The following is an 18,075-nucleotide window of genomic DNA, read 5'->3' as shown; positions in this document are numbered from 1 at the left end:
GAGCTCTTTTTTGGTTTTGTACCACTTACCATCTTTGGAGTAACTAACAAAAATTTGCCTAATCGGCATGAATATATTAAATTACTTGACTATATGCTGAAAATCAGGCGCGGGAAATGCGGATGAGAAAATTCCGGGTGTTATTGAAACCCCTGCTGTTTCTGCCTTTTCTTATTATAACCGGATGCGGGGGACCTCCTGCCGGACCTGCGGGATTGGCTCCCAAGCAATTGGTGGTTCCGGTTCCCCAGTTACCACAGAATACTGTTGAGACCCAGGAAGATAAAGTTTCTGCGATTTTACAGAGCGTGACAGGGGAAATCTTCGATGCCGGCGAAGACCAGTCTTCGCAGGAAACCGTGATTCTTGCAAAGATCAACAGCGAAGAGATCAATCTGGAAATGTTCCAGGAAGAGCTTGACAATATTCCCAGTGACCAGAGGCAGAAAGTTTCCAGTATGGAGTTTCTGAATCGCATGGTGGACATGTATCTGATCATGAACGAAATCAGGGAGGAACGTTTTTATGATGATCCGGCATATAAGCAGCTTCTCGGCCGGGTAAGCAGAGAACTGATTTCCAGCGAATTCGGTAATCAGCGATATAATTCCATCTTCGACAAGCTGGAGATCGAGTCCAGCGAAATCGAGAAATATTATATAGAACATCAGGATACCTTCAAGATTTCGAAGCAGATCCATGCCAGACAGATACTCATTTCCACAGACAACGGGCGTTCCAAGGAAGAAGCGCTGGAAAAGACCGGATCTATTTTGCAGGAACTCAAGGCACTGGATTTTGCCGAAGCCGCCCGGAAATACAGTGAGGATGACGCTACCCGCAGTAATGGAGGAGACCTCGGCTTTTTTACACCGGATGCACTCATCAAACCGCTGAATGATTTTGTTGAAAAAGCCAAGCCTGGAGATGTTTCCGAGCCTGTCGAGACTCCTGGAGGATATTACCTTTTGAAGGTTGAGGAGATCAGGGAAAATATTCTGCGTCCGCTCGAAAATGTCAGGGAAGAGATTCGGGATACGCTGAAACGTAAAGAAGCTACTCAGCGGTATGAACTTTGGAAAGAACAGACTCTTGCAGATTACAAGAGTGATATCAGGGAAGACTTGCTTAACAAGCAGAATTTGCCTCCTGAAACAGTGATCGCAACTGTTGAAACTGATGAAATCACTTTTCATGATCTTCTCGAACAGATCAAGAAAATGCCCGCCATGGTTCACAAGGCGTATGAGCGGACGGACGAACGGGTAAGGCTGTTGCACAAGATGATCGACGACCAGAAACTTTATCTGCTGGCTGAGAAGAGCAAGCTGCCATCCGATCCGGAATGCCAGGGGAAACTGGCTTCAATGGAGAAAAATCTTCTGATCAACAGTTACATCGATAAAAAAATCGCCGAAAATGTCACGAATAATGAGAAGTTCAAGCAGAAATTCTTCGCTGATTTTGTGAAACAGGTGAGGGTTTCCCACATCTTTCTAAAGGCGGACAAGAATTCTACCGATGAGGTGACAAGTGCAGAAGTCAGGAGCAAGCAGACTTTGAAAGAATTGAGGAATGGTGGAGATTTTGTCAAGCTTGCCACGACCTGGAATGGAGATTCCAGCAGGATGCGTGGAGGCGACCTTGGGTATTTCAGCAAGGGAATGCTTGGGGAACCTCTGGAAAGCGCGGTTTTTTCCCTTGGCACTGGTGAGATCAGCGAGATTGTCCACAGCTCTTTCGGATTCCATATCCTCATGGTCACTGACATCAGAGAGGATCAGGCCCGTAAAGATCAGCTGGCAGAGGGAGAAAGCTCTTACCGGAGTGCCATGGTCCAGGAATTTTACCTGAACTGGCTCAGGCAGTTACGGGAGCGGAGCAGGATAGAGGTTTATCCGGAAAGGTTACCGAAAAATTAATGGACAAACTGCTTGAAGTCATGAAGAGATTACGTGCTCCGGGAGGGTGTCCCTGGGACAGAGTTCAGACCATCAAGAGCCTGAGACCTTACCTGCTGGAAGAGACATATGAAGTGCTGGATGCAATGGAAGAAGGGGATTACCGGAAACTCTGCGAAGAACTTGGGGATCTCCTGATGCAGATCGTATTCCAGGCTGAAATCGCCGAGGATGAAGGAAAATTCACTTTCTCAGATGTGGCACAAGGGATCACAGAAAAGATGATCAACAGACACCCCCATGTTTTTGAAAACATGACTCTCAATACCCCTGAAGAAGTGGTGAATGAATGGGATAAGTTCAAATCCAAGGAAGGAAAAAAGGGAATTTTCGAGGGGGTTCCTGGAGAACTGCCGGCTTTACTGCAGGCGGAAAAGTATCAGAGAAGAGCCAAGCGGATAGGTCTTGAGTTTGAAAGCGGAAGTGATGTGATTGGAAAATTGAAAGAGGAGCTGAGTGAACTTGAAAAAATATATCAGAAGGGAAGCACTGATGACCTGGAAGAAGAATTCGGGGATGTGCTGTTCTCTATTGTAAATCTCGGCCGGTTTCTTGAGATCAACCCTGAACTCAGCCTGCTTTCGGCCAACAGGAAATTCAAACAGCGGGTCGAACAGGTTGATTCCTTGCTCGGGAAAGAGCCTGAACGTCAAAAAATTGAAGCTGATCCACATTTACTTGATGTACTGTGGAATAAAGCTAAAAAAACAAAGAAAGGAGGTGAAAGCAGTGTATAAGCTTTACAAAATGTCCGCTTTTACTTTGCTAATCATGTCGCTTGTGATCATGTTCGGAGGAATCTTCTTTTCCATCAACTACATGCAGGTTCCTGATGACACGATCGTATCAGCAGATCTGGCGATGGGCAGGTTGTTCTTTGTCAACCGCTGCTTCGAGATCGCCAACATGATCCTGGTATTCGCAAACATCGCGCTGAGCTACGCAATCCTCACCGGATTGAAGCTTGACGAGAAAGATGTAAAGTAATCGATCAACTCTGCGTACATGCTTAAAATCATGTACGCAGAGCTCTTTTTATTTAACCTTGACAAAGATCACACTAGAAAAACTATCATTTATTTATTCTCAAGACACCCCTTTTGAATATCCTGTTTTTCGTGAGATTGACCTTGAGATTCAAGCTGAAGAGGTTTTCGGGTTACTCGGGCGCACCGGAACCGGAAAAACCACCCTGGCTCAATTGATCGGGGGGTTGATCAAACCTACAAAAGGCAGAGTGACGGTGGAGCTCTCGAAAGACAGGGAAGCCGGGATCGGCATTGGATATGTCCTCCAGTACCCTGAACATCAGTTGTTCGCTGAAACTGTCTACGAGGACATCGGTTATGGCTTGAATGAACTTGTGCTTCCATCTGAAGAAGTGCGGCGCAGAATCGAATGGGCCTGTGCGTTTCTCAAGATCAGGCCGGCCTGTTTTTCCAGATCCCCATTTTCGCTTTCAGGTGGTGAAATGAGAAGGGTAGCGCTGGCTGGAATTCTTGTTTTGAAACCTGAAGTCCTGATTCTGGATGAACCGACTGTCGGACTTGATCCCAAAAGTCGGAAGGAATTCATCCAGCAGCTCTTTGCAATCCATTCTGAGGAAAAGTTCACTCTGATCGTGATTACCCACGACCAGGAACTGCTTGGGTACCTGGACCGGGTCTGTGTGCTTGGGGACGGGGGAATCGCCTTCAAAGGCACTACTGCTGAGCTTTTGAATTGTGATAAATTTACCCGGTTCGGGTTGAAAAGGCCGCTGATAGTCAGAGTAATGGACACGGTGATCGGAGAAATCGATTCAGGATGGAGGTCCCGCGAATCGGCACTCGCCCTGCTTTCAGAGCGGATGAAGCGGGGTGCTGATGCTTAGCTATCTGAGGGACTTTTCCCTGGGGCAGTATATTCCTGGAAATTCTTATCTCCATCATCTGGACGCCAGGATGAAAGTGATCCTGATGTTCATTTTCATCGCCAATGTCTTTGTTGTGAAAACCATTTTCCTGTATTTACTGCTGTTTTTATTCATCAGCGACCTGATCCTGCTGGCCCGTCTGCGATTCTATCATTTTATCCGCGGATTGAGGGCTGTCCTGTTTCTAGTAATCTTTGTCACTCTAATGAATCTTTTATTCATCACAGACGGGAAAGTGATTTTCAGTTTCTGGATTTTAAAAATCACTGACCAGGGGCTTTCTCAAACCTTGATCGTCATTTCCAGGCTGCTGCTTCTGGTAATGACCACCACCCTGCTTACTCTGACAACGTCCCCAGTTGATCTGACTTATGCCTTGGAAAAACTGGGAAAACCTTTGAAGAAAATCGGATTTCCTGTGCACGAATTCGCCCTGATGACTACCATTGCACTGCGCTTTATCCCGATACTGGCGCGGGAGCTTGACAAGATCATCAAAGCTCAGATCGCCCGCGGGATCAACTTCGGGAAGGGAAATTTCATTGTCAGACTCAGAAAAGTATCCTCACTGCTGCTCCCTCTGTTTTTTAATTCCTTCAAGAGAGCGGACGAACTTTCTCTGGCGATGGAAGTCAGATGTTACACAGGAGGAGAAGGCCGGACCTCCCTCAGGGAGTATCGACTTAAAACTATTGATTTTGCTGCATTGCTCCTGTTCGTGTCTCTGTTTGTTTCATGCAAGCTCGGTCTTTTAATAATATGGATGAGCTGAACATCGCCCTCACCATCAGCTATGACGGCTCCTGTTTCCATGGATTCCAGCGACAGCCGAAAGCAAGGACAGTGCAGGGCTGTCTGGAAGAAGCACTGAAACCCATTGTGGGACATAAACTTACCATCGCCGGTTCAGGCAGAACCGACACAGGAGTGCATGCTCTAGGTCAGGTGGTCAATTTCAAAACAAAAAGCTTGCAAGTTCCTCTTGAAAAAATTAAACTTCTTCTCAACCATTCGCTGAACGGTGAAATCACCGTGCGGAGTGTTTATACTGTCCCTGCGGATTTCCATTCCCGTTACTCGGTCAAGCGTAAGGTTTACCTTTACTGGGTGAAGACCGGGGAATTGGAACCCTGGCTGCGGAATTACTGCTGGTTCTGGCGGAAGCGCAGCTTCGATAAAACTCTGGTGCAGCGGACGGCGGAGATTTTTCTAGGCGAGCATGATTTTGCCGGGTTTGCCGCCAATCTGGAGCCCCGGACAAACACGGTGAAACGTCTCTACAGCCTGGAAGTAACAGAAAACAGAGAAGGAACCATCTTCACTTTTGAAGGAGACGGCTTCCTGAGAGGCATGGTCCGGGTGCTGACCTCGATGCTTCTGCACTGTGGTGCGGGGTATATCAAACCGGAAGCACTGCAGCTGCAGCTTTCGCACCCGGGCAAGGTGAACCTGCCGGAAAAAGCGCCTCCGAATGGTTTGTACCTTGCAAAAGTAATTTACACGTAATCCTTGGGAGGATTGAATGAAAACCTATACTCAGAAGCAGGAAGAGGTTAAAAGGAAATGGTACCTGATCGATGCCGAGAATCAGATACTGGGGAGACTCGCCACCCGGATCGCCGACATATTGAACGGCAAAAATGAGGTGACCTACACTCCGCATACCGACTCCGGAGATTTCGTGGTTGTGGTGAATGCGGACAAAATCCGTGTGACAGGGCGCAAAATGACGCAGAAGATGTACTATAAATATACCGGCTATCCGGGTGGACTAAAGTCGAAGACTTTCGAAGAAGTAATCTCCACTGACCCGGAACGGGTGATCCATGGTGCAGTAAAGGGTATGCTGCCGAAAAACAGGCTCAGCCCCCATAAATTGACCCGCCTGAAGGTCTACACAGGTAGCGTTCACCCGCACGAAGCCCAGAATCCAGAAAAAATTGAGCTTTAAGGAGGAATAGATGCAAGTTTACGTAGGATGCGGCAGAAGGAAGACCTCGGTGGCCCGTGTGCGCATGTCCGAGGGGACCGGAGCCATTACCATCAACGAGCGTACCATGGAGGAATACCTTGCCAATCAGCAGAAGCTGATCGGCTTCGTGAAATCCCCTCTGATGATCACGAATCTGGAAAAGAATTTTGATATCTTCATCCGTGTCAACGGCGGTGGATTCACCGGACAGGCCCAGGCCATCAGGCATGGCATCAGCAGGGCTCTGATCAGGGTGGATGAAAATCTCAGAGCGCCTTTGAAGAAAGCCGGGTTTCTCACCAGGGACTCCAGGATGAAGGAACGCAAGAAGTACGGACAGAAGGGCGCCAGGGCCCGCTATCAGTACTCCAAGCGCTGATTCCGGCTGATGATTGTGGATAAGATAATGAAAGAGAGTAAAGCCTGCTTTACTCTCTTTTTTATATTGTTCTCAGCAGTTCTGTCTGCCGACGAACTTTCAGACCTCCGCGATCAGGTCAACCGGCAGTTTGCTGAATATACCGACTATGTGAAGCGTTTTTCCGCAGATGACCAGCATTCCAAAATTCTCTACTCCGGTTATCAGAAATCCGCGAAAAAACTGGAATTGCTGCAGAAGAAAAAAGATGATTATGATCTGGTGGATTTCCAGGTAGATTCCGAGATTGGATTTGATCCTAAAAAAGCTGATTCCAGCAAATCCCTGTCGATTCCAGATCCATTGTCTGATTACAGACTGGCCTGGTTGAACGTGAAGTTCTTTGAATATACGGCCGCACTGGGTTTGTTTGAGATTGCCCTCTCCAAAGCCAGGGTTCAGAAGCAGGATGAGGCGAAGTATTATTTCGGCCGGGCTTACTGCAATTTCCAGCTTGCGGAAACAGAGCGCGGGACTTCAGAAAAAAGGGACTTTCTCAAAAAGGCCTTGGATGACCTCACGACCGCTCATGAAAAATCGGACAACAAATACGATAAATTCGTCAATTCTCTGAAAAAAAAGGCTCAGGCAGCCCTGGATTATCTGGAACTGGAAAAAGAGTGAAATGAATCTTGATCACCCGGGAATCAAAGCTCTGCTTGCCGGTTCCAATGACCATGCTCTTTTCCAGGAAGCTTTTGAAACCCGGGCTCAGCATTTTGAAAATCAGGTCCATCTGAGAGGGATCATTGAATTATCCAATGTCTGCGCCAGGGATTGCGCCTATTGCGGGATCAGGCGGAGCAACAGGAGCCTGCAGCGCTATCGCCTTCCGCCTGCCGAAGTAATCTCGCTGGCCGTGCTGGCACATCACCTGAAAAAAGGTCTGAATACGATCGTACTCCAATCAGGAGAAGACGATTTTTACAAGGCAGAAGACATTGCTGATATCGTCAGAGGGATCAAGGACCGCGTGTCTGTAGACGTTACCCTGTCCCTTGGTGAACATGATCCTGAGGTTTACAGGATGTGGCGCGAAGCTGGCGCAGACCGCTACCTGATGAAGATCGAGACGTTCAACCGGGAAAACTATCAAAAAATGAGGCCTGGCTGCGATTTTGAAAAGAGGCTTGAGCTGCTTGGCAGATTGCAGGGACTGGGTTATGAAACCGGGTCAGGCATCATCATCGGCCTGCCGGGAGAGGGAATTGACGACCTGGCTGACAGTCTGCTCAGGCTTTCTGAATTGAAGCTTGACATGCTCGGCTGCGGACCGTTCATTCCGCATCCCGGAACACCGCTGTCAGATGAGCTAGGCGGGGATTATCAAACCACCCTGCGCTATACGGCACTCCTGCGGATTCTGAACCCGCTCGCCAACATACCTGCCACTACTGCACTGGTCACAGTGCGGCCTGAGGGAAGAGTGGAGGGACTGAAGGCAGGCGCCAATGTAATAATGCCGTCTCTGACACCCGCCAGAAACCGCAGATTATATGAAATTTATCCAGGCAAGAATATCGATTGCGATTGCGTGCTGGACAATCTGGACGGCATCATTGCCGAGATCGAGGCTGCCGGATTCCGGATCAGCGAAGGGACAGGGAAATCGAAAGTGGTTCATCAGGGTAGTATTGAAAAATAATTATAGAATCTAAATCACTAAAAAAGATACTGCTTACCATACTGTTGGTGTCCCTTTTTTTTCAGCACACCTCAAAATGGCAGGATGTCTGATATTACATCGTCACGTCAAGGCATGCTTCTTCGACCATGTAATCCGGGATTTTGATGGATTCCTTATGGACAGGCTGCGTATCTCCATACATGAAGATCACCATTTTCCGTCCTTTGTAAGTGCCTGGGATGATTTCACGATAAGGGATAGTGATGAAAACTTTGTTGTTGGGTCCGATCTGGCTGTTCTCAAGCAGATAGGTGCAGCCGAATCTGGTGATTCCAGGATGCTCTGGTTTGAGCCCGGGAAGTTCGGGCAATACCAGCGTGAAACTGTGTTGAAAATCGTTTTTATTGGTCACTTCCAGAATCAGCTGCAAGCTCCGGTTGATCTTTTCCCAGGAAGAACGGAGTGAGAAGTCCCCGCTATCCAGTGATTCATCACAGGGGCCTTCAGGGTATGAGACGAAAACCGGCCAGGAAATCTTTTGATTGCCGCAGTCAATGCTGATTTCCTGAGTCCCAGGCAGAGAGGGTATCAGGTTGAGCTTGAGTGTCCTGGATTCCCCGGGTGGTATGACTATCTCAGCTTCCTGAGGATAGATCCTGATATTGTCACCCGTGAATTTGAGCTTCTTCCCGATCTGTCTGGCAGTCAGATTCCTGACAATCAGTTCCGGGTTCACCTGATCTGAGCACCCCAGGACTGGCATGGAAAAAAGGGAAGAGGTCAGCAGCATGTCGTCTGTGAGATCGATCTGTCTGGCAAAGGAGTCGAGCTTGGAATCCTTGTTGTAAAGCTGAAACACCATGAAAAAACGACCATTTCTCTCGGGTAATCTAAGAGCCAGCGGATAGGAACCTGTCTGAAGGTGCAGAGTTTCGAAGTTCAGCAGCACAGGTTTGGCGCTTGTTACAAAAATAAAAAACAGGTAGGCTGGGATCAGGTTGAAAACAAGTGGTAAGACTGCGACAGCCCTCAAACCTGGGGGATACTGGTGCAGCCATCCGGCAAGGTTCTTTGCCAGGTAGAAGCAGAGAATGAAGAACATGGTCTTTGCATACAGGAGAAGAGTCTGGTCTTTGGCAAGATATGACAAAGGCAGCAGGATGAAGGCTGCGCAAAATAGATAAGCTGCCAATGACAGGAGATTCAGCAGCATTACCTCCCTGAACAGCTTCAGATAGATCAGGAACCAGGTTACAGTGAGGAGGATCAGGAAAAGACAGAGCAGCCTGGAAAAACGGTTTTCACCAAACCAGGAGCCTGGATCTCCTTCCCAGATCTGGTAGTTGACCCTGTCGGCTTTCTGGGGAAAAAGTTCCGGGCAGACAAGCATTGTCCTGGTCAGGGATTCTGATTCTGAAAAAGCAGGTATCGCATATCCACGGGACCTGTTGATCAGGTTGAAGCGCTCCTGATAAAGATATGCGATCAGTATGGAGTACAGTATGAGGAAGAAGACTGTCCATTTTTTATTCATAGATACACTGAGCCTCTAGCAAAATAGTATCCGAAACATAGTGAAAAAACATTCTGCAAGAATTCCATAGATTATTATAGTGTATCCGGTAAGCTCGATTCAAGAAAAACCTCAGCGCGGTAAAGTACAAGATACGTGCAGGCTGCGACTATAATCCCGCCCGGAATGGAAGAGAGGAGCAGCAGGCGGAGCATTCCTGGTGTGACTGCTTCGGGAAGCACAAAGCTCAAAGCTATGAATTGCCCCAGGTTGTGAAAAATTGCGCCTGACTGTGAAATGAAATAAATTGACGATTTTTTCCGGGTGATCAGCATGACGAGGAAGGAAAACGCCGTGCCTGTTGCTGCAAGCAGGAACGAAGGCCCCAGATTTCCCAGTATGATTCCGGGCAGCAGCACTTTTCCGGTCGCAATCAGGAGAGCCTCTGAAACAGGCAGCAGGAGCACCCCGAGGAGTACAAAGATATTTGAGAGGCCCAGCCTGAGAAACGGCATGGTTTGGAAGTAAGTCTGGAGGGATGTGTCCAGCAGGCTTGCACAGATGGCCATGGAAAGCAGGGTGGCGGCCAGAGCAACTCTTTTACTGGCAGATAGCGTCGAGCTCACCGGAATCCCCCTTGATCCTGATTATGATTCTAGCCGGCACACAGACAATGCATTCACCAGGAGCGCTGATTTTTCCCATCTTTTCGCAGATGTGATTCTGACAAAGAGATCCGTAAACTGAAACCTGCCCTTCACTGATCCGGATTTTCAGGGGAAATTTTCCGCTGATTTCGATCAGGCGTTCAGCTGACAGTGAATAAGAGAGCAGGCTCACTCCGTTTTGGATTTCCACCCGGTCCCCTTTTTTTCCGGATCCGGATAAAGCCAGCAGAATCACTAGAATGGGCAGCAGCAAGTCATTTGTTTTGAAGAATTTCCGGCGCATTTCCGATCCTCTGAATTTCTCCCGCAGAATTGATCAGAATTACCGGGATCCCCGATTTCACGGCGAATTTCCCGGCTTCCTCTGACCCCATGGCGAAGAGAGCAGTAGAGAGAGCGTCTGCCTCCGCTCCTGACCTGGAGAAGACGCTCACACTTTTCAGATCGCTGTCGTTTCGGCCTGAAAAGGGCGAAAAAATATGGATTATTACCCGCCCCTCCACTTCGAAGCGGTTGTTGTAATCGCCGGAAGTGGAAATTATCCGGTCCAGCGCAAAATCACCGATGATACCGTTCCCTGACGGATCCCTCAACCCGACCCGCCACGCTCTGTCCCCATTTTTGCCAAAAGCCGCTACTTCTCCTCCGAAATTGATCAGGAATCCATTGAGATTCTGATTTGAGAGATATTCCACAGCAGAGTCGATGGCGTATCCCTTTACGATCGCCCCGAGGTCCAGGGATTGACTGGGATCGATGCTGATCTCTCTGGAGGACAGCATCAGTTTCAGGTGCGTGTTTTCGGAAATGATTCTATTGAGTTCAAGGTCAGACGGGAGGCGATGCTTACCGTCATAAAATCCGTAAGCATCCATCAGGGTGTAAATCGAGGGATCGAACCATCCTCCAGTTTTTTCGAAAAAATCCCGGGCCAGGGTCAAACAGCGGAGAAAATGAGGCGAAGGGTTTTTTAGAATTTTGTCGCGATTTAAAATCGTGAGCTCCGATGGTATGCCCTCCTTTGTGTCGAGGGAGAAAGGAGCAAGCGCTTGTTCCATTCTGGATCTGGCTTCCCTGACTTCAACCGCGCCACCTCCCGAAATCTTGATTTCGCAGAAAGTGTTAAAGATCAGAAAGTTATCCGAATCAAACGGCGGTCCCGTTAACTTATGATAGAACGTTGCACCTGTGATTAATATCAGCGCGGAAAAAAAGGCAACTGCAGATTTCATCCGGCTTCCATGCTAACCTACCAGAGTACCAACATTCAAATCTGCTAAACAAAATTACCATAAAGGCCGATGGTTTAGGGGATGAAAGCAAGGCTGTCCTTTATCTGCCTTTTCCTTATTGTTTCCGGTTGCATGGCGGTCGGTATCAGCGAACGTCAGCTGCTCTCGGCCTATGCCACTTCCGAAGTATTGAAGGAACCCGTGCATCGAGACCGTCTGTCCAGGCTCAAGGGCCATTTTGAACTGGACTGCAGCCTCAACGGTCATTACCAGTCTGATTTAAACTTCATCCCTGAAATCGATGACTTCATCGATCCAAAATACAGTGACTCTGAAAACAAGGATGTCGCCGTGCAGCCTACGCTCTGGGGGCGGTATGTCGGTTATCATCCCTATCTCATATTTAACTTAAACGATAGATTCAGCCTGTATTCATTCCGCCATTACAGTCATGAAAATCGATGGTGGAACGATTTCGAGACTGAGCTTGGTTTCCACTGGAGCAGCTGGAAAATGGTGTTTGTGCCCGGAATTTATTATGAAGAATATGCCCAGGGAAAATTCTTTTATCAGGAAAAATACAAATTGGTTTGCGAATTCAAATGCCTGGGATTTGAGGGGATCCTGAATAATTACAATTTTTATTCAGTAGACGAGCGTGACGCCAGAGAGCGGATTTTTTTCCCCTATATGTTTTATCAGAATGGCCATCATGCCTTTAAAATCGGATACAGACAGGAGCACCGCAGATCGAGGCAGGAATACTATTCATTTCTAGAAACTTATCCATCCATCAGCTGGAGCTATCAGATTCATTCCTGGAAAATCGCTTTGGATTACAGCTATTGCCACAAGGATTTTGACCTGACTCAGCCGTCGGACAAACGGGCCAGGGAAGACAGCGTAGGGCGTAATTCCCTGGAACTGGTCAAAAAACTGCGCAATCACGAGGTTTTCGCAAGGCTATCGAACGAGCGGAGAAATTCCAACCTCTACAGATATGATTTCGATTTCCACACTGTCGATGTCGGATTGAACTACACTTTCTGAAGAACGCGGAGGATATCATGAGTTTCAAATGGTTTCTATTGATAATGGTTGTTGCTGCCGCCGTCTTCATCGGCTGCGGAAGCTCTCCGCTCGGGCAGACGCTGAACAATACTGATCAATGGAATGATCAGGAACGGGGGACAGATTACCGGCTGGTGAAAAAGGATTATGCCACCAGGGACTGGGACCAGACGATATCCCGGGGGACACAGTATGTCGCCCGTTATTCCTCGGAAAGCGACCAGGATGTGGAAGAAGTGCAGTATCTGGTAGGGGACTCTTACTACCAGCAGACCAAATACGAAGAAGCGATCCAGGCCTTCACGAAGGTGACTCAGAATTATCCATACAGCCCTTACAGGCCTCTGGCGATGCTCGGTATCGGTAATTGCTGCAAATATTCGGAAAAACACGGCTTCGACGAGGCAGTGGTGAAATACCAGGCTTTCCTGACAGAATATTCCGACCATTCTCTGGCTGCCGACGCCCAGCTCGGAATCGGGGAATGCAAATACCGCAAAGCTTCAGAAGAGGTTGAATTTGAAACTGCCATCACAGAGCTTCAGAAAGTACTGATGAATTATGAACTTCACGGCAACAGCGCTACCAGGAAAATGGCGGATTATTATCTGGGGAAAAGTTATGAGGAGCGGCCTCAGGCTACATACGAAGTGGCGATCAAGTATTACAAAGATCTCGCCGAAAACGACAGTACTTACCTGGGCGGGGATACCTGGTACAGGATTGGAGTGCTTTATCAGGAAAAGCTCAACAAAATCGCGGATGCCAAGGCTGCCTATTACACAGTGATCACTCACTATCCATACTGCACATATTACAATGAAGCCAGGAACAGGTATTACTGCCTTTAATCCTCGGTTCCGGTAATCTTTTTTTGATCGAGTTTCAAAAGTAAGCCTGAGATTTTTTTCTGAAAATCCAGTGAAAGATCATGCATCTCTTTTTTTCTGACTTCTACCGGAAGCCGGTCCAGGTTTCTGAGCTTATGGTGAAAAATCTGGAATTCGCTGGAAATTTCGTCCAGCACCAGCGTGATTTCTGCCCCCAGTTTGTCGAGATCTGAGAATCTCTCGCCGATCCTGGCAATGCCTTTCCTGATGGCTGTTGAAGGCTTTTTGTAGCCGGACGATATACTTTTGATGGTTCCGGGAAGGTCCCTGAGTATCAATTCCGGTTCGAGCCGCTCGGGTGCAGTGCGGATTGCATTCATTTTCATGTTTACCATTTCCCTTACAAACCCCAGCGACTGCTCGCACTCTTTCAGAAATCTGGATTCTTCAGCCAGAAATGAGGTCAGGCTCTTCTGAAAGTCCGCAAATCTCTGGAACAGGAAATTCTCCAGATTGTAGTGGGAATCGGTGACAGCTTTGGCGGTTTCGGTCAGGTAGTCGGGTTCAGAGTCAGCCAGATTTTCTGAATCCGTCAGTTCCAGATCCAGATGTAGATTCCAGTATTGACGGAAATCCACCGCCACGTTCTCACCACGTGACATCTTCTCCAGAAAAGTGAAGATGTCTTTGGCTTCCGGATTGATTTCCAGGGCTTTCTGGAGCCAGTGTGCTGAATCTCGCGATTGTGAGAGCAGAAGATAATATACTCCTGAAATTTTGAGAGCCAGTTTAAAATTGAGATTGTCGGTCTTAAAGGATTTCTGAAATGCTGTGATTGCGTCTTTTCTCTTTCCGGCTCTGAGGAAGAGATCTCCCTGATATTCATAATCCCTTGGATTCGGATCCAGCGACAGATATTGTTCCATGTACTCCGTTGCTTTGAGAAAGAACTTCCGTTCTTCGCAGAGATGGGCCAGGTTTTTGATGATCAGCAGCCTGTCCTTGAGGCTCAATTCCCATTCCAGGCATTTCTGATAGATTTTTCCGGCTTCATCGAATCTGCGAAGCTGTTCCAGGCACCCGGCGATCGACAACTGGATTTTGAGACTGTCGGATTCGATTTCCCCTGCCCGGGAAAAATGAGAGAGAGCTGCCTCGTAGCTCTGCGCGCTCCAGTATAATTCGGCGATCTGGAGATACCCTTTGCTCTGATTCGGGAAATGTTCAAGATAGGCCTGCCACAGAGTCAGGGCTTTGACAGGTTCGCTTATTTCCTGGTACAGGCGGGAGAGTTCCTCATAGATTTTGTAAGTGGGATTGATTGTCCGAGCGAATTCAAGCAGGGCAATGGCATCTCCGATTTTTTTCTCTTCATCGAAACATTTAACCGCCATCAGGTAAGCGGACACATTTTTCGGATTAAGGCCGATAGCCTTGTGAGCGTGCTGCAGAGCCCCGGAAGGATCGCTCCCTTTGAGAAGCAGCCCGCTTTTAGTCAGTTCGATTTCGGCTTCCTGGTATCTGATCGGGGATTCCAGACTTTTCTTGGCAGTGTTGATCAGCTTCAGGGCGTCGGGCTTCTGGTCAAACATCAATTGACTTTTTTCTTCTTTTTATCTTTGCTGAGCGGTTTCTTTACTGAATCATCACCTGTATCGTCTTCGGAATCGTCATCATCAATATCTTTGCTTTTACCTTTGCCTTTGTCCTGGTCTTCATCATCATCCTCTTCAGGAAGATCCTCGTCCAGAAAATCGTCTTCAAAATCCTCTTCGAATTCCAGCTCATCCACGACATCGTAATTCAGGTCCCCGTCATCGAAGTCGTCCGCAAGGTCGTCTTCTTCAGGTGTTTCAATGTCCTTTACTTCCTCGCCATCGCCCAGAGAGGGATCGTCCTCGATGAATTCGATATCATCACTGTTGCAGTCCGGACAATGGTTGTTCTTGGTGAGCTTCCCCTCGAAGCCGCAATCATTGCAGTAGCCATAAGCCATGATATAGCTTCCTCCCAAAGATTTTTCAGCCGTTAATTTAGATTTTCCCATAAAAATGACGATATACATTATGCTGGAAAACCTGTCCCGACGGCAGCCGCGAATACCGCATTCTAGAGGCATTCCGGCGGATATATTGGGGATGTTAAAGAAAAAATGGAGCTGTGTCAATACTTTTTTAAAAAAAAATGGGAAACCGGTCGATTGGTATTAAAAAGGAGTTAATTACAGGAATTCTTCGGCCGATAGATTGAGTAAATCGCGAGAAAAAACTTATTTTATATGGAGGAAGGCTATGGAAAGGGTAAGTCTCAAGAAAAGGATCCTGTTATTCAGTCTTCTTGCTTTCTTTCTCTCGCTGCTGATCGGATGCGGCGGGGACGGCGGAGCCAGAGGCTCCAGGCTGGTGGTCTACGTTCAGGAAGCCAAGCCTGCCGGAGCCACGATCGCTGATGCGACCGTCAGGATTTATAATGGTGAGAAAGGAACCACTGATAACAATGGCATTTTCAGCAGGCAGCTCACCAAAGCCAATGGTCCCGGCGATGCTTACATTTTTGAAGGCCTGTCCAATTCCGAGTATTCGATCATCGTGGAAAAATACGGCTATCAGAATCCGACAAATTCTGAAAACAATCAGAATACGACCAGCAGCGCTGCTCCCCTGAGAGCCAATCAAATCGAAGTCACCAAAACCATCCAGGTAGAGGACGGACAGCAGTATGTAGTCACCGTTTACCTCGAGAAGACTCCGCTGAACAATACCGGGGTGGTACAGGGTAAGGTACGCGAAAAGACGGCAGACGGTTCGCTAGGCGACCCGATCGCCAATGTCACTGTGTCCATCGTGAACGGCGCCAGCAGCGGCGGTACAGCCACATCTGCCGGAATCGGCTACACTGACGTGACCACTGCCAGCGGAGATTACACGATCACGGATATTCCGGTCACAGGTCAGCCGATAGATGTATATGCTTATCCGCCCAGCCCGATGTGGAAGGAATTCAAAGGCAAGCTGGTCGTTTCCGGTTCCGGACAGCCCACCATCTATGACATTCAGCTGGACAAGGTGTCCGGCGATACAGGCACCAGCGTTGAAACTGGAACTCTGACATACTCTCTGGCACTCTATTCCAACGGACCGACTCATTCCGGAAACAATCCGCTGCCAGGCACGACCCACAAGATTTACTATGATATGGATAAGGGCAAATCCGGCGTCGCCTTCGTGGTCGAAGCGCAGAGCGATGTGACAGGGGTCAAGTATTTCGCCAAATATGAAGGTACCACTAACGCCTACTTCAAATTCCCCAAACTGCCTGCAGGCAGTTATACGCTCAGGACCATCCCGGATCTTTCCGCCAATGCCAATCAGATTTCAGCGCAGGTGGTGGCTGGAAGGGATAACGGATATTCAGAAGAGAGGCAGCTCGCCGACGCTTATGCCGGACATCTCAGGGTCTGGGTGGCTGCAGGCAACACTGTGCCCTCCTGCACAATAGTCGTCAGATATCTCGCCAAGGATGTGTTTTCAGTCGAAGACGACAATATCACGATCCCGGCCGGCGGTGGATCCCAGGGACCTTACCTGTATGATCCGCTTCCCTGGGCTACATACACTTCAAACGACGTAGCTACAGCTTCCATGGAAGTCACGGCTGGCGAAAATGTGGTCATAAATGCCCTTAACACGACCGCTGACTCATGGGTCGTTGTCAAGATGAAGAGCTGAGCGCAGCCAGCGAAAAAAGAGGTGATGGCAGATGATTAATAGAAAACTGTTGCTGACGCTGGGAGCCGGGCTGATTTTCAGCCTGAGTTGCGCAGCCGAAGACGGGTCCGGCCAGGCAGGAGCCTACCTGAAAATGGGGGTCGGTGCCAGAGCGCTCGGGATGGGCGGAGCTTTCTCCGCGATTGCCGACGATGCCACAGCCTCTTTCTGGAATCCTGCGGGACTGTCCCAGCTTTCCTCCAGCGAGATCGACACCATGCATACTGTGCTTAAAATGGACCGCACCTATAATTTCATCAATTATGTGCAGCCGGATAAGAAGAGGAAGTCCTCCTGGGGAGTAGCCTATACCAGATTCGGAGTGGACGATCTGGCCGAAACCCACATCTGGCGGTATAAAGACGCTGCAGACAAGGCAGCCAACATCATCCGCAGGGATCTGGTTTACGGCGAAGCGGTTACTACGAACGACGGTAAAGTGCTGCCTGTTCTCAAGGGAGATGCAGCATTCGACGCTCAGTTCAAGAACGTCTATACCGGCAACTGCTCGTACAATGACTGGAAAACCTGGCGGGCAGGCGCAGGAATCAATGAAGACATCGATGTTTTCTCTGTATTCAATGACACGGAATGGGCATTCGCAGTAAGTTACGCACAGCAGATGAACAATCCGAAATGCCTGCTCGGCGCAAACCTGAAGTATTTGAAACAGGACCTCTTCACCTACAGCGCCGATTCCTGGTCCTGGGATCTCGGGATGCTTTACAAGGCTACTCCGAAGTTCAACTATGCTCTCACATTCAAAGATCTGGCCGCAGGCCTGAAATGGGATACTCCGTCCGGGACTGAAGACAAGATTCCGGTAACTTCTACGCTGGGCCTAGCTTATTTCCCCAACAAATCAATCAATGTAGCACTGGATTATTCCAAAGTGCAGAACGGTGAAGGTTCCCTGCATTTCGGAGTGGAAGGATTCATCAAGGACAAGTTCGGGCTGCGTGCAGGTGACGATGACGGAGATTTCACCATGGGTGCGTCTTTCAAGAGCAATGCCTGGAGATTCGACTACGCTTTCCGTGATCAGACGCTTGGCAATGAGCACAGGATGTCGGCAAATTACAGGTTCTGATGTAAAATTAG

The 18,075-nt window shown here is 48.4% G+C and carries 20 protein-coding genes; 14 read left to right on the top strand and 6 right to left on the bottom strand.

Annotated elements, in window-relative coordinates:
- The first annotated feature begins 122 nt into the window (after positions 1-122).
- The 10 genes from PHW04_08265 to hydE are packed head-to-tail and all read left to right on the top strand — an operon-like array spanning position 123 to position 7,911.
- Positions 123-1,922: a peptidylprolyl isomerase gene (locus PHW04_08265; protein ID MDD2715870.1), complete on the top strand. Its 1,800-nt coding sequence runs from the start codon at positions 123-125 to the stop codon at positions 1,920-1,922.
- A complete protein-coding gene (mazG, locus tag PHW04_08260) occupies positions 1,922-2,698 on the top strand; it encodes a nucleoside triphosphate pyrophosphohydrolase (GenBank protein ID MDD2715869.1) in 777 nt (258 codons plus the stop codon). The genes PHW04_08265 and mazG overlap by 1 nt, the downstream gene beginning before the upstream one ends.
- The gene (locus PHW04_08255) at positions 2,691-2,948 is read left to right on the top strand and encodes a hypothetical protein (GenBank protein ID MDD2715868.1); all 258 of its coding nucleotides are present in this window, start codon (positions 2,691-2,693) and stop codon (positions 2,946-2,948) included. The genes mazG and PHW04_08255 overlap by 8 nt, the downstream gene beginning before the upstream one ends.
- A 58-nt stretch (positions 2,949-3,006) precedes the next feature.
- Positions 3,007-3,834: an ATP-binding cassette domain-containing protein gene (locus tag PHW04_08250; GenBank protein MDD2715867.1), complete on the top strand. Its 828-nt coding sequence runs from the start codon at positions 3,007-3,009 to the stop codon at positions 3,832-3,834.
- Positions 3,827-4,648: an energy-coupling factor transporter transmembrane component T gene (locus PHW04_08245; protein MDD2715866.1), complete on the top strand. Its 822-nt coding sequence runs from the start codon at positions 3,827-3,829 to the stop codon at positions 4,646-4,648. The genes PHW04_08250 and PHW04_08245 overlap by 8 nt, the downstream gene beginning before the upstream one ends.
- Positions 4,636-5,382, top strand: a complete 747-nt coding sequence (gene truA / locus PHW04_08240; protein ID MDD2715865.1) for a tRNA pseudouridine(38-40) synthase TruA — start codon at positions 4,636-4,638, stop codon at positions 5,380-5,382. Before PHW04_08245 ends, truA begins: the two co-directional genes overlap by 13 nt.
- A 16-nt stretch (positions 5,383-5,398) precedes the next feature.
- Complete coding sequence (rplM, locus tag PHW04_08235) at positions 5,399-5,827, top strand: 50S ribosomal protein L13 (protein MDD2715864.1); 429 nt, start codon at positions 5,399-5,401, stop codon at positions 5,825-5,827.
- Positions 5,828-5,837: 10 nt separating this feature from the next.
- Entirely contained in the window at positions 5,838-6,227 is a 390-nt protein-coding gene (gene rpsI / locus PHW04_08230; GenBank protein ID MDD2715863.1) for a 30S ribosomal protein S9, read from the top strand.
- A gap of 27 nt (positions 6,228-6,254) precedes the next feature.
- Positions 6,255-6,890, top strand: a complete 636-nt coding sequence (locus tag PHW04_08225) for a hypothetical protein (GenBank protein MDD2715862.1) — start codon at positions 6,255-6,257, stop codon at positions 6,888-6,890.
- 1 nt (position 6,891) lies between these two features.
- Complete coding sequence (gene hydE / locus PHW04_08220; protein MDD2715861.1) at positions 6,892-7,911, top strand: [FeFe] hydrogenase H-cluster radical SAM maturase HydE; 1,020 nt, start codon at positions 6,892-6,894, stop codon at positions 7,909-7,911.
- Positions 7,912-8,005: 94 nt separating this feature from the next.
- On the opposite strand, the gene PHW04_08215 is transcribed toward hydE, so the two are convergent.
- The 4 genes from PHW04_08215 to PHW04_08200 all read right to left on the bottom strand — a co-directional run bounded on the left by PHW04_08215 (position 8,006) and on the right by PHW04_08200 (position 11,306).
- Positions 8,006-9,427: a hypothetical protein gene (locus tag PHW04_08215; protein ID MDD2715860.1), complete on the bottom strand. Its 1,422-nt coding sequence runs from the start codon at positions 9,425-9,427 to the stop codon at positions 8,006-8,008.
- A 74-nt stretch (positions 9,428-9,501) separates the two neighbouring features.
- A complete protein-coding gene (locus tag PHW04_08210) occupies positions 9,502-10,032 on the bottom strand; it encodes a Gx transporter family protein (GenBank protein ID MDD2715859.1) in 531 nt (176 codons plus the stop codon).
- Entirely contained in the window at positions 10,007-10,357 is a 351-nt protein-coding gene (locus PHW04_08205; protein MDD2715858.1) for a NusG domain II-containing protein, read from the bottom strand. Before PHW04_08205 ends, PHW04_08210 begins: the two co-directional genes overlap by 26 nt.
- Positions 10,329-11,306 (bottom strand): FAD:protein FMN transferase, encoded by a 978-nt coding sequence (locus PHW04_08200; protein ID MDD2715857.1) that lies wholly within the window; start codon positions 11,304-11,306, stop codon positions 10,329-10,331. Before PHW04_08200 ends, PHW04_08205 begins: the two co-directional genes overlap by 29 nt.
- An 81-nt stretch (positions 11,307-11,387) precedes the next feature.
- On the opposite strand from PHW04_08200, the gene PHW04_08195 reads away from it, so the two are divergent.
- Positions 11,388-12,356, top strand: coding sequence for a hypothetical protein (locus PHW04_08195; protein ID MDD2715856.1), 969 nt, complete (start codon positions 11,388-11,390; stop codon positions 12,354-12,356).
- A gap of 17 nt (positions 12,357-12,373) precedes the next feature.
- On the top strand, positions 12,374-13,228 hold the full coding sequence (locus PHW04_08190; protein ID MDD2715855.1) for a tetratricopeptide repeat protein: 855 nt from the start codon (positions 12,374-12,376) through the stop codon (positions 13,226-13,228).
- Here the strand turns inward: PHW04_08190 and PHW04_08185 are convergent.
- Together PHW04_08185 and PHW04_08180 are read right to left on the bottom strand one after the other, a co-directional pair.
- Positions 13,225-14,799, bottom strand: a complete 1,575-nt coding sequence (locus PHW04_08185) for a hypothetical protein (protein MDD2715854.1) — start codon at positions 14,797-14,799, stop codon at positions 13,225-13,227. The two genes, PHW04_08190 and PHW04_08185, sit on opposite strands and share 4 nt — an antisense overlap.
- Positions 14,799-15,203 (bottom strand): hypothetical protein, encoded by a 405-nt coding sequence (locus PHW04_08180; protein MDD2715853.1) that lies wholly within the window; start codon positions 15,201-15,203, stop codon positions 14,799-14,801. Before PHW04_08180 ends, PHW04_08185 begins: the two co-directional genes overlap by 1 nt.
- Positions 15,204-15,498: 295 nt before the next feature.
- Here PHW04_08180 and PHW04_08175 point away from each other — a divergent pair, with 295 nt between their 5' ends.
- Positions 15,499-16,935 carry a carboxypeptidase-like regulatory domain-containing protein gene (locus tag PHW04_08175; protein ID MDD2715852.1) on the top strand — a complete coding sequence of 479 codons (1,437 nt, stop codon included), beginning with the start codon at positions 15,499-15,501 and terminating at the stop codon, positions 16,933-16,935.
- Positions 16,936-16,966: 31 nt separating this feature from the next.
- Positions 16,967-18,064: a UPF0164 family protein gene (locus PHW04_08170; GenBank protein MDD2715851.1), complete on the top strand. Its 1,098-nt coding sequence runs from the start codon at positions 16,967-16,969 to the stop codon at positions 18,062-18,064.
- The last annotated feature ends 11 nt before the right edge of the window (positions 18,065-18,075 follow it).

This window comes from Candidatus Wallbacteria bacterium (assembly GCA_028687545.1).
In the GTDB taxonomy this organism is placed as follows: Bacteria; Muiribacteriota; JAQTZZ01; order JAQTZZ01; family JAQTZZ01; genus JAQTZZ01.
This window is presented reverse-complemented; position numbering and strand designations above follow the sequence as displayed.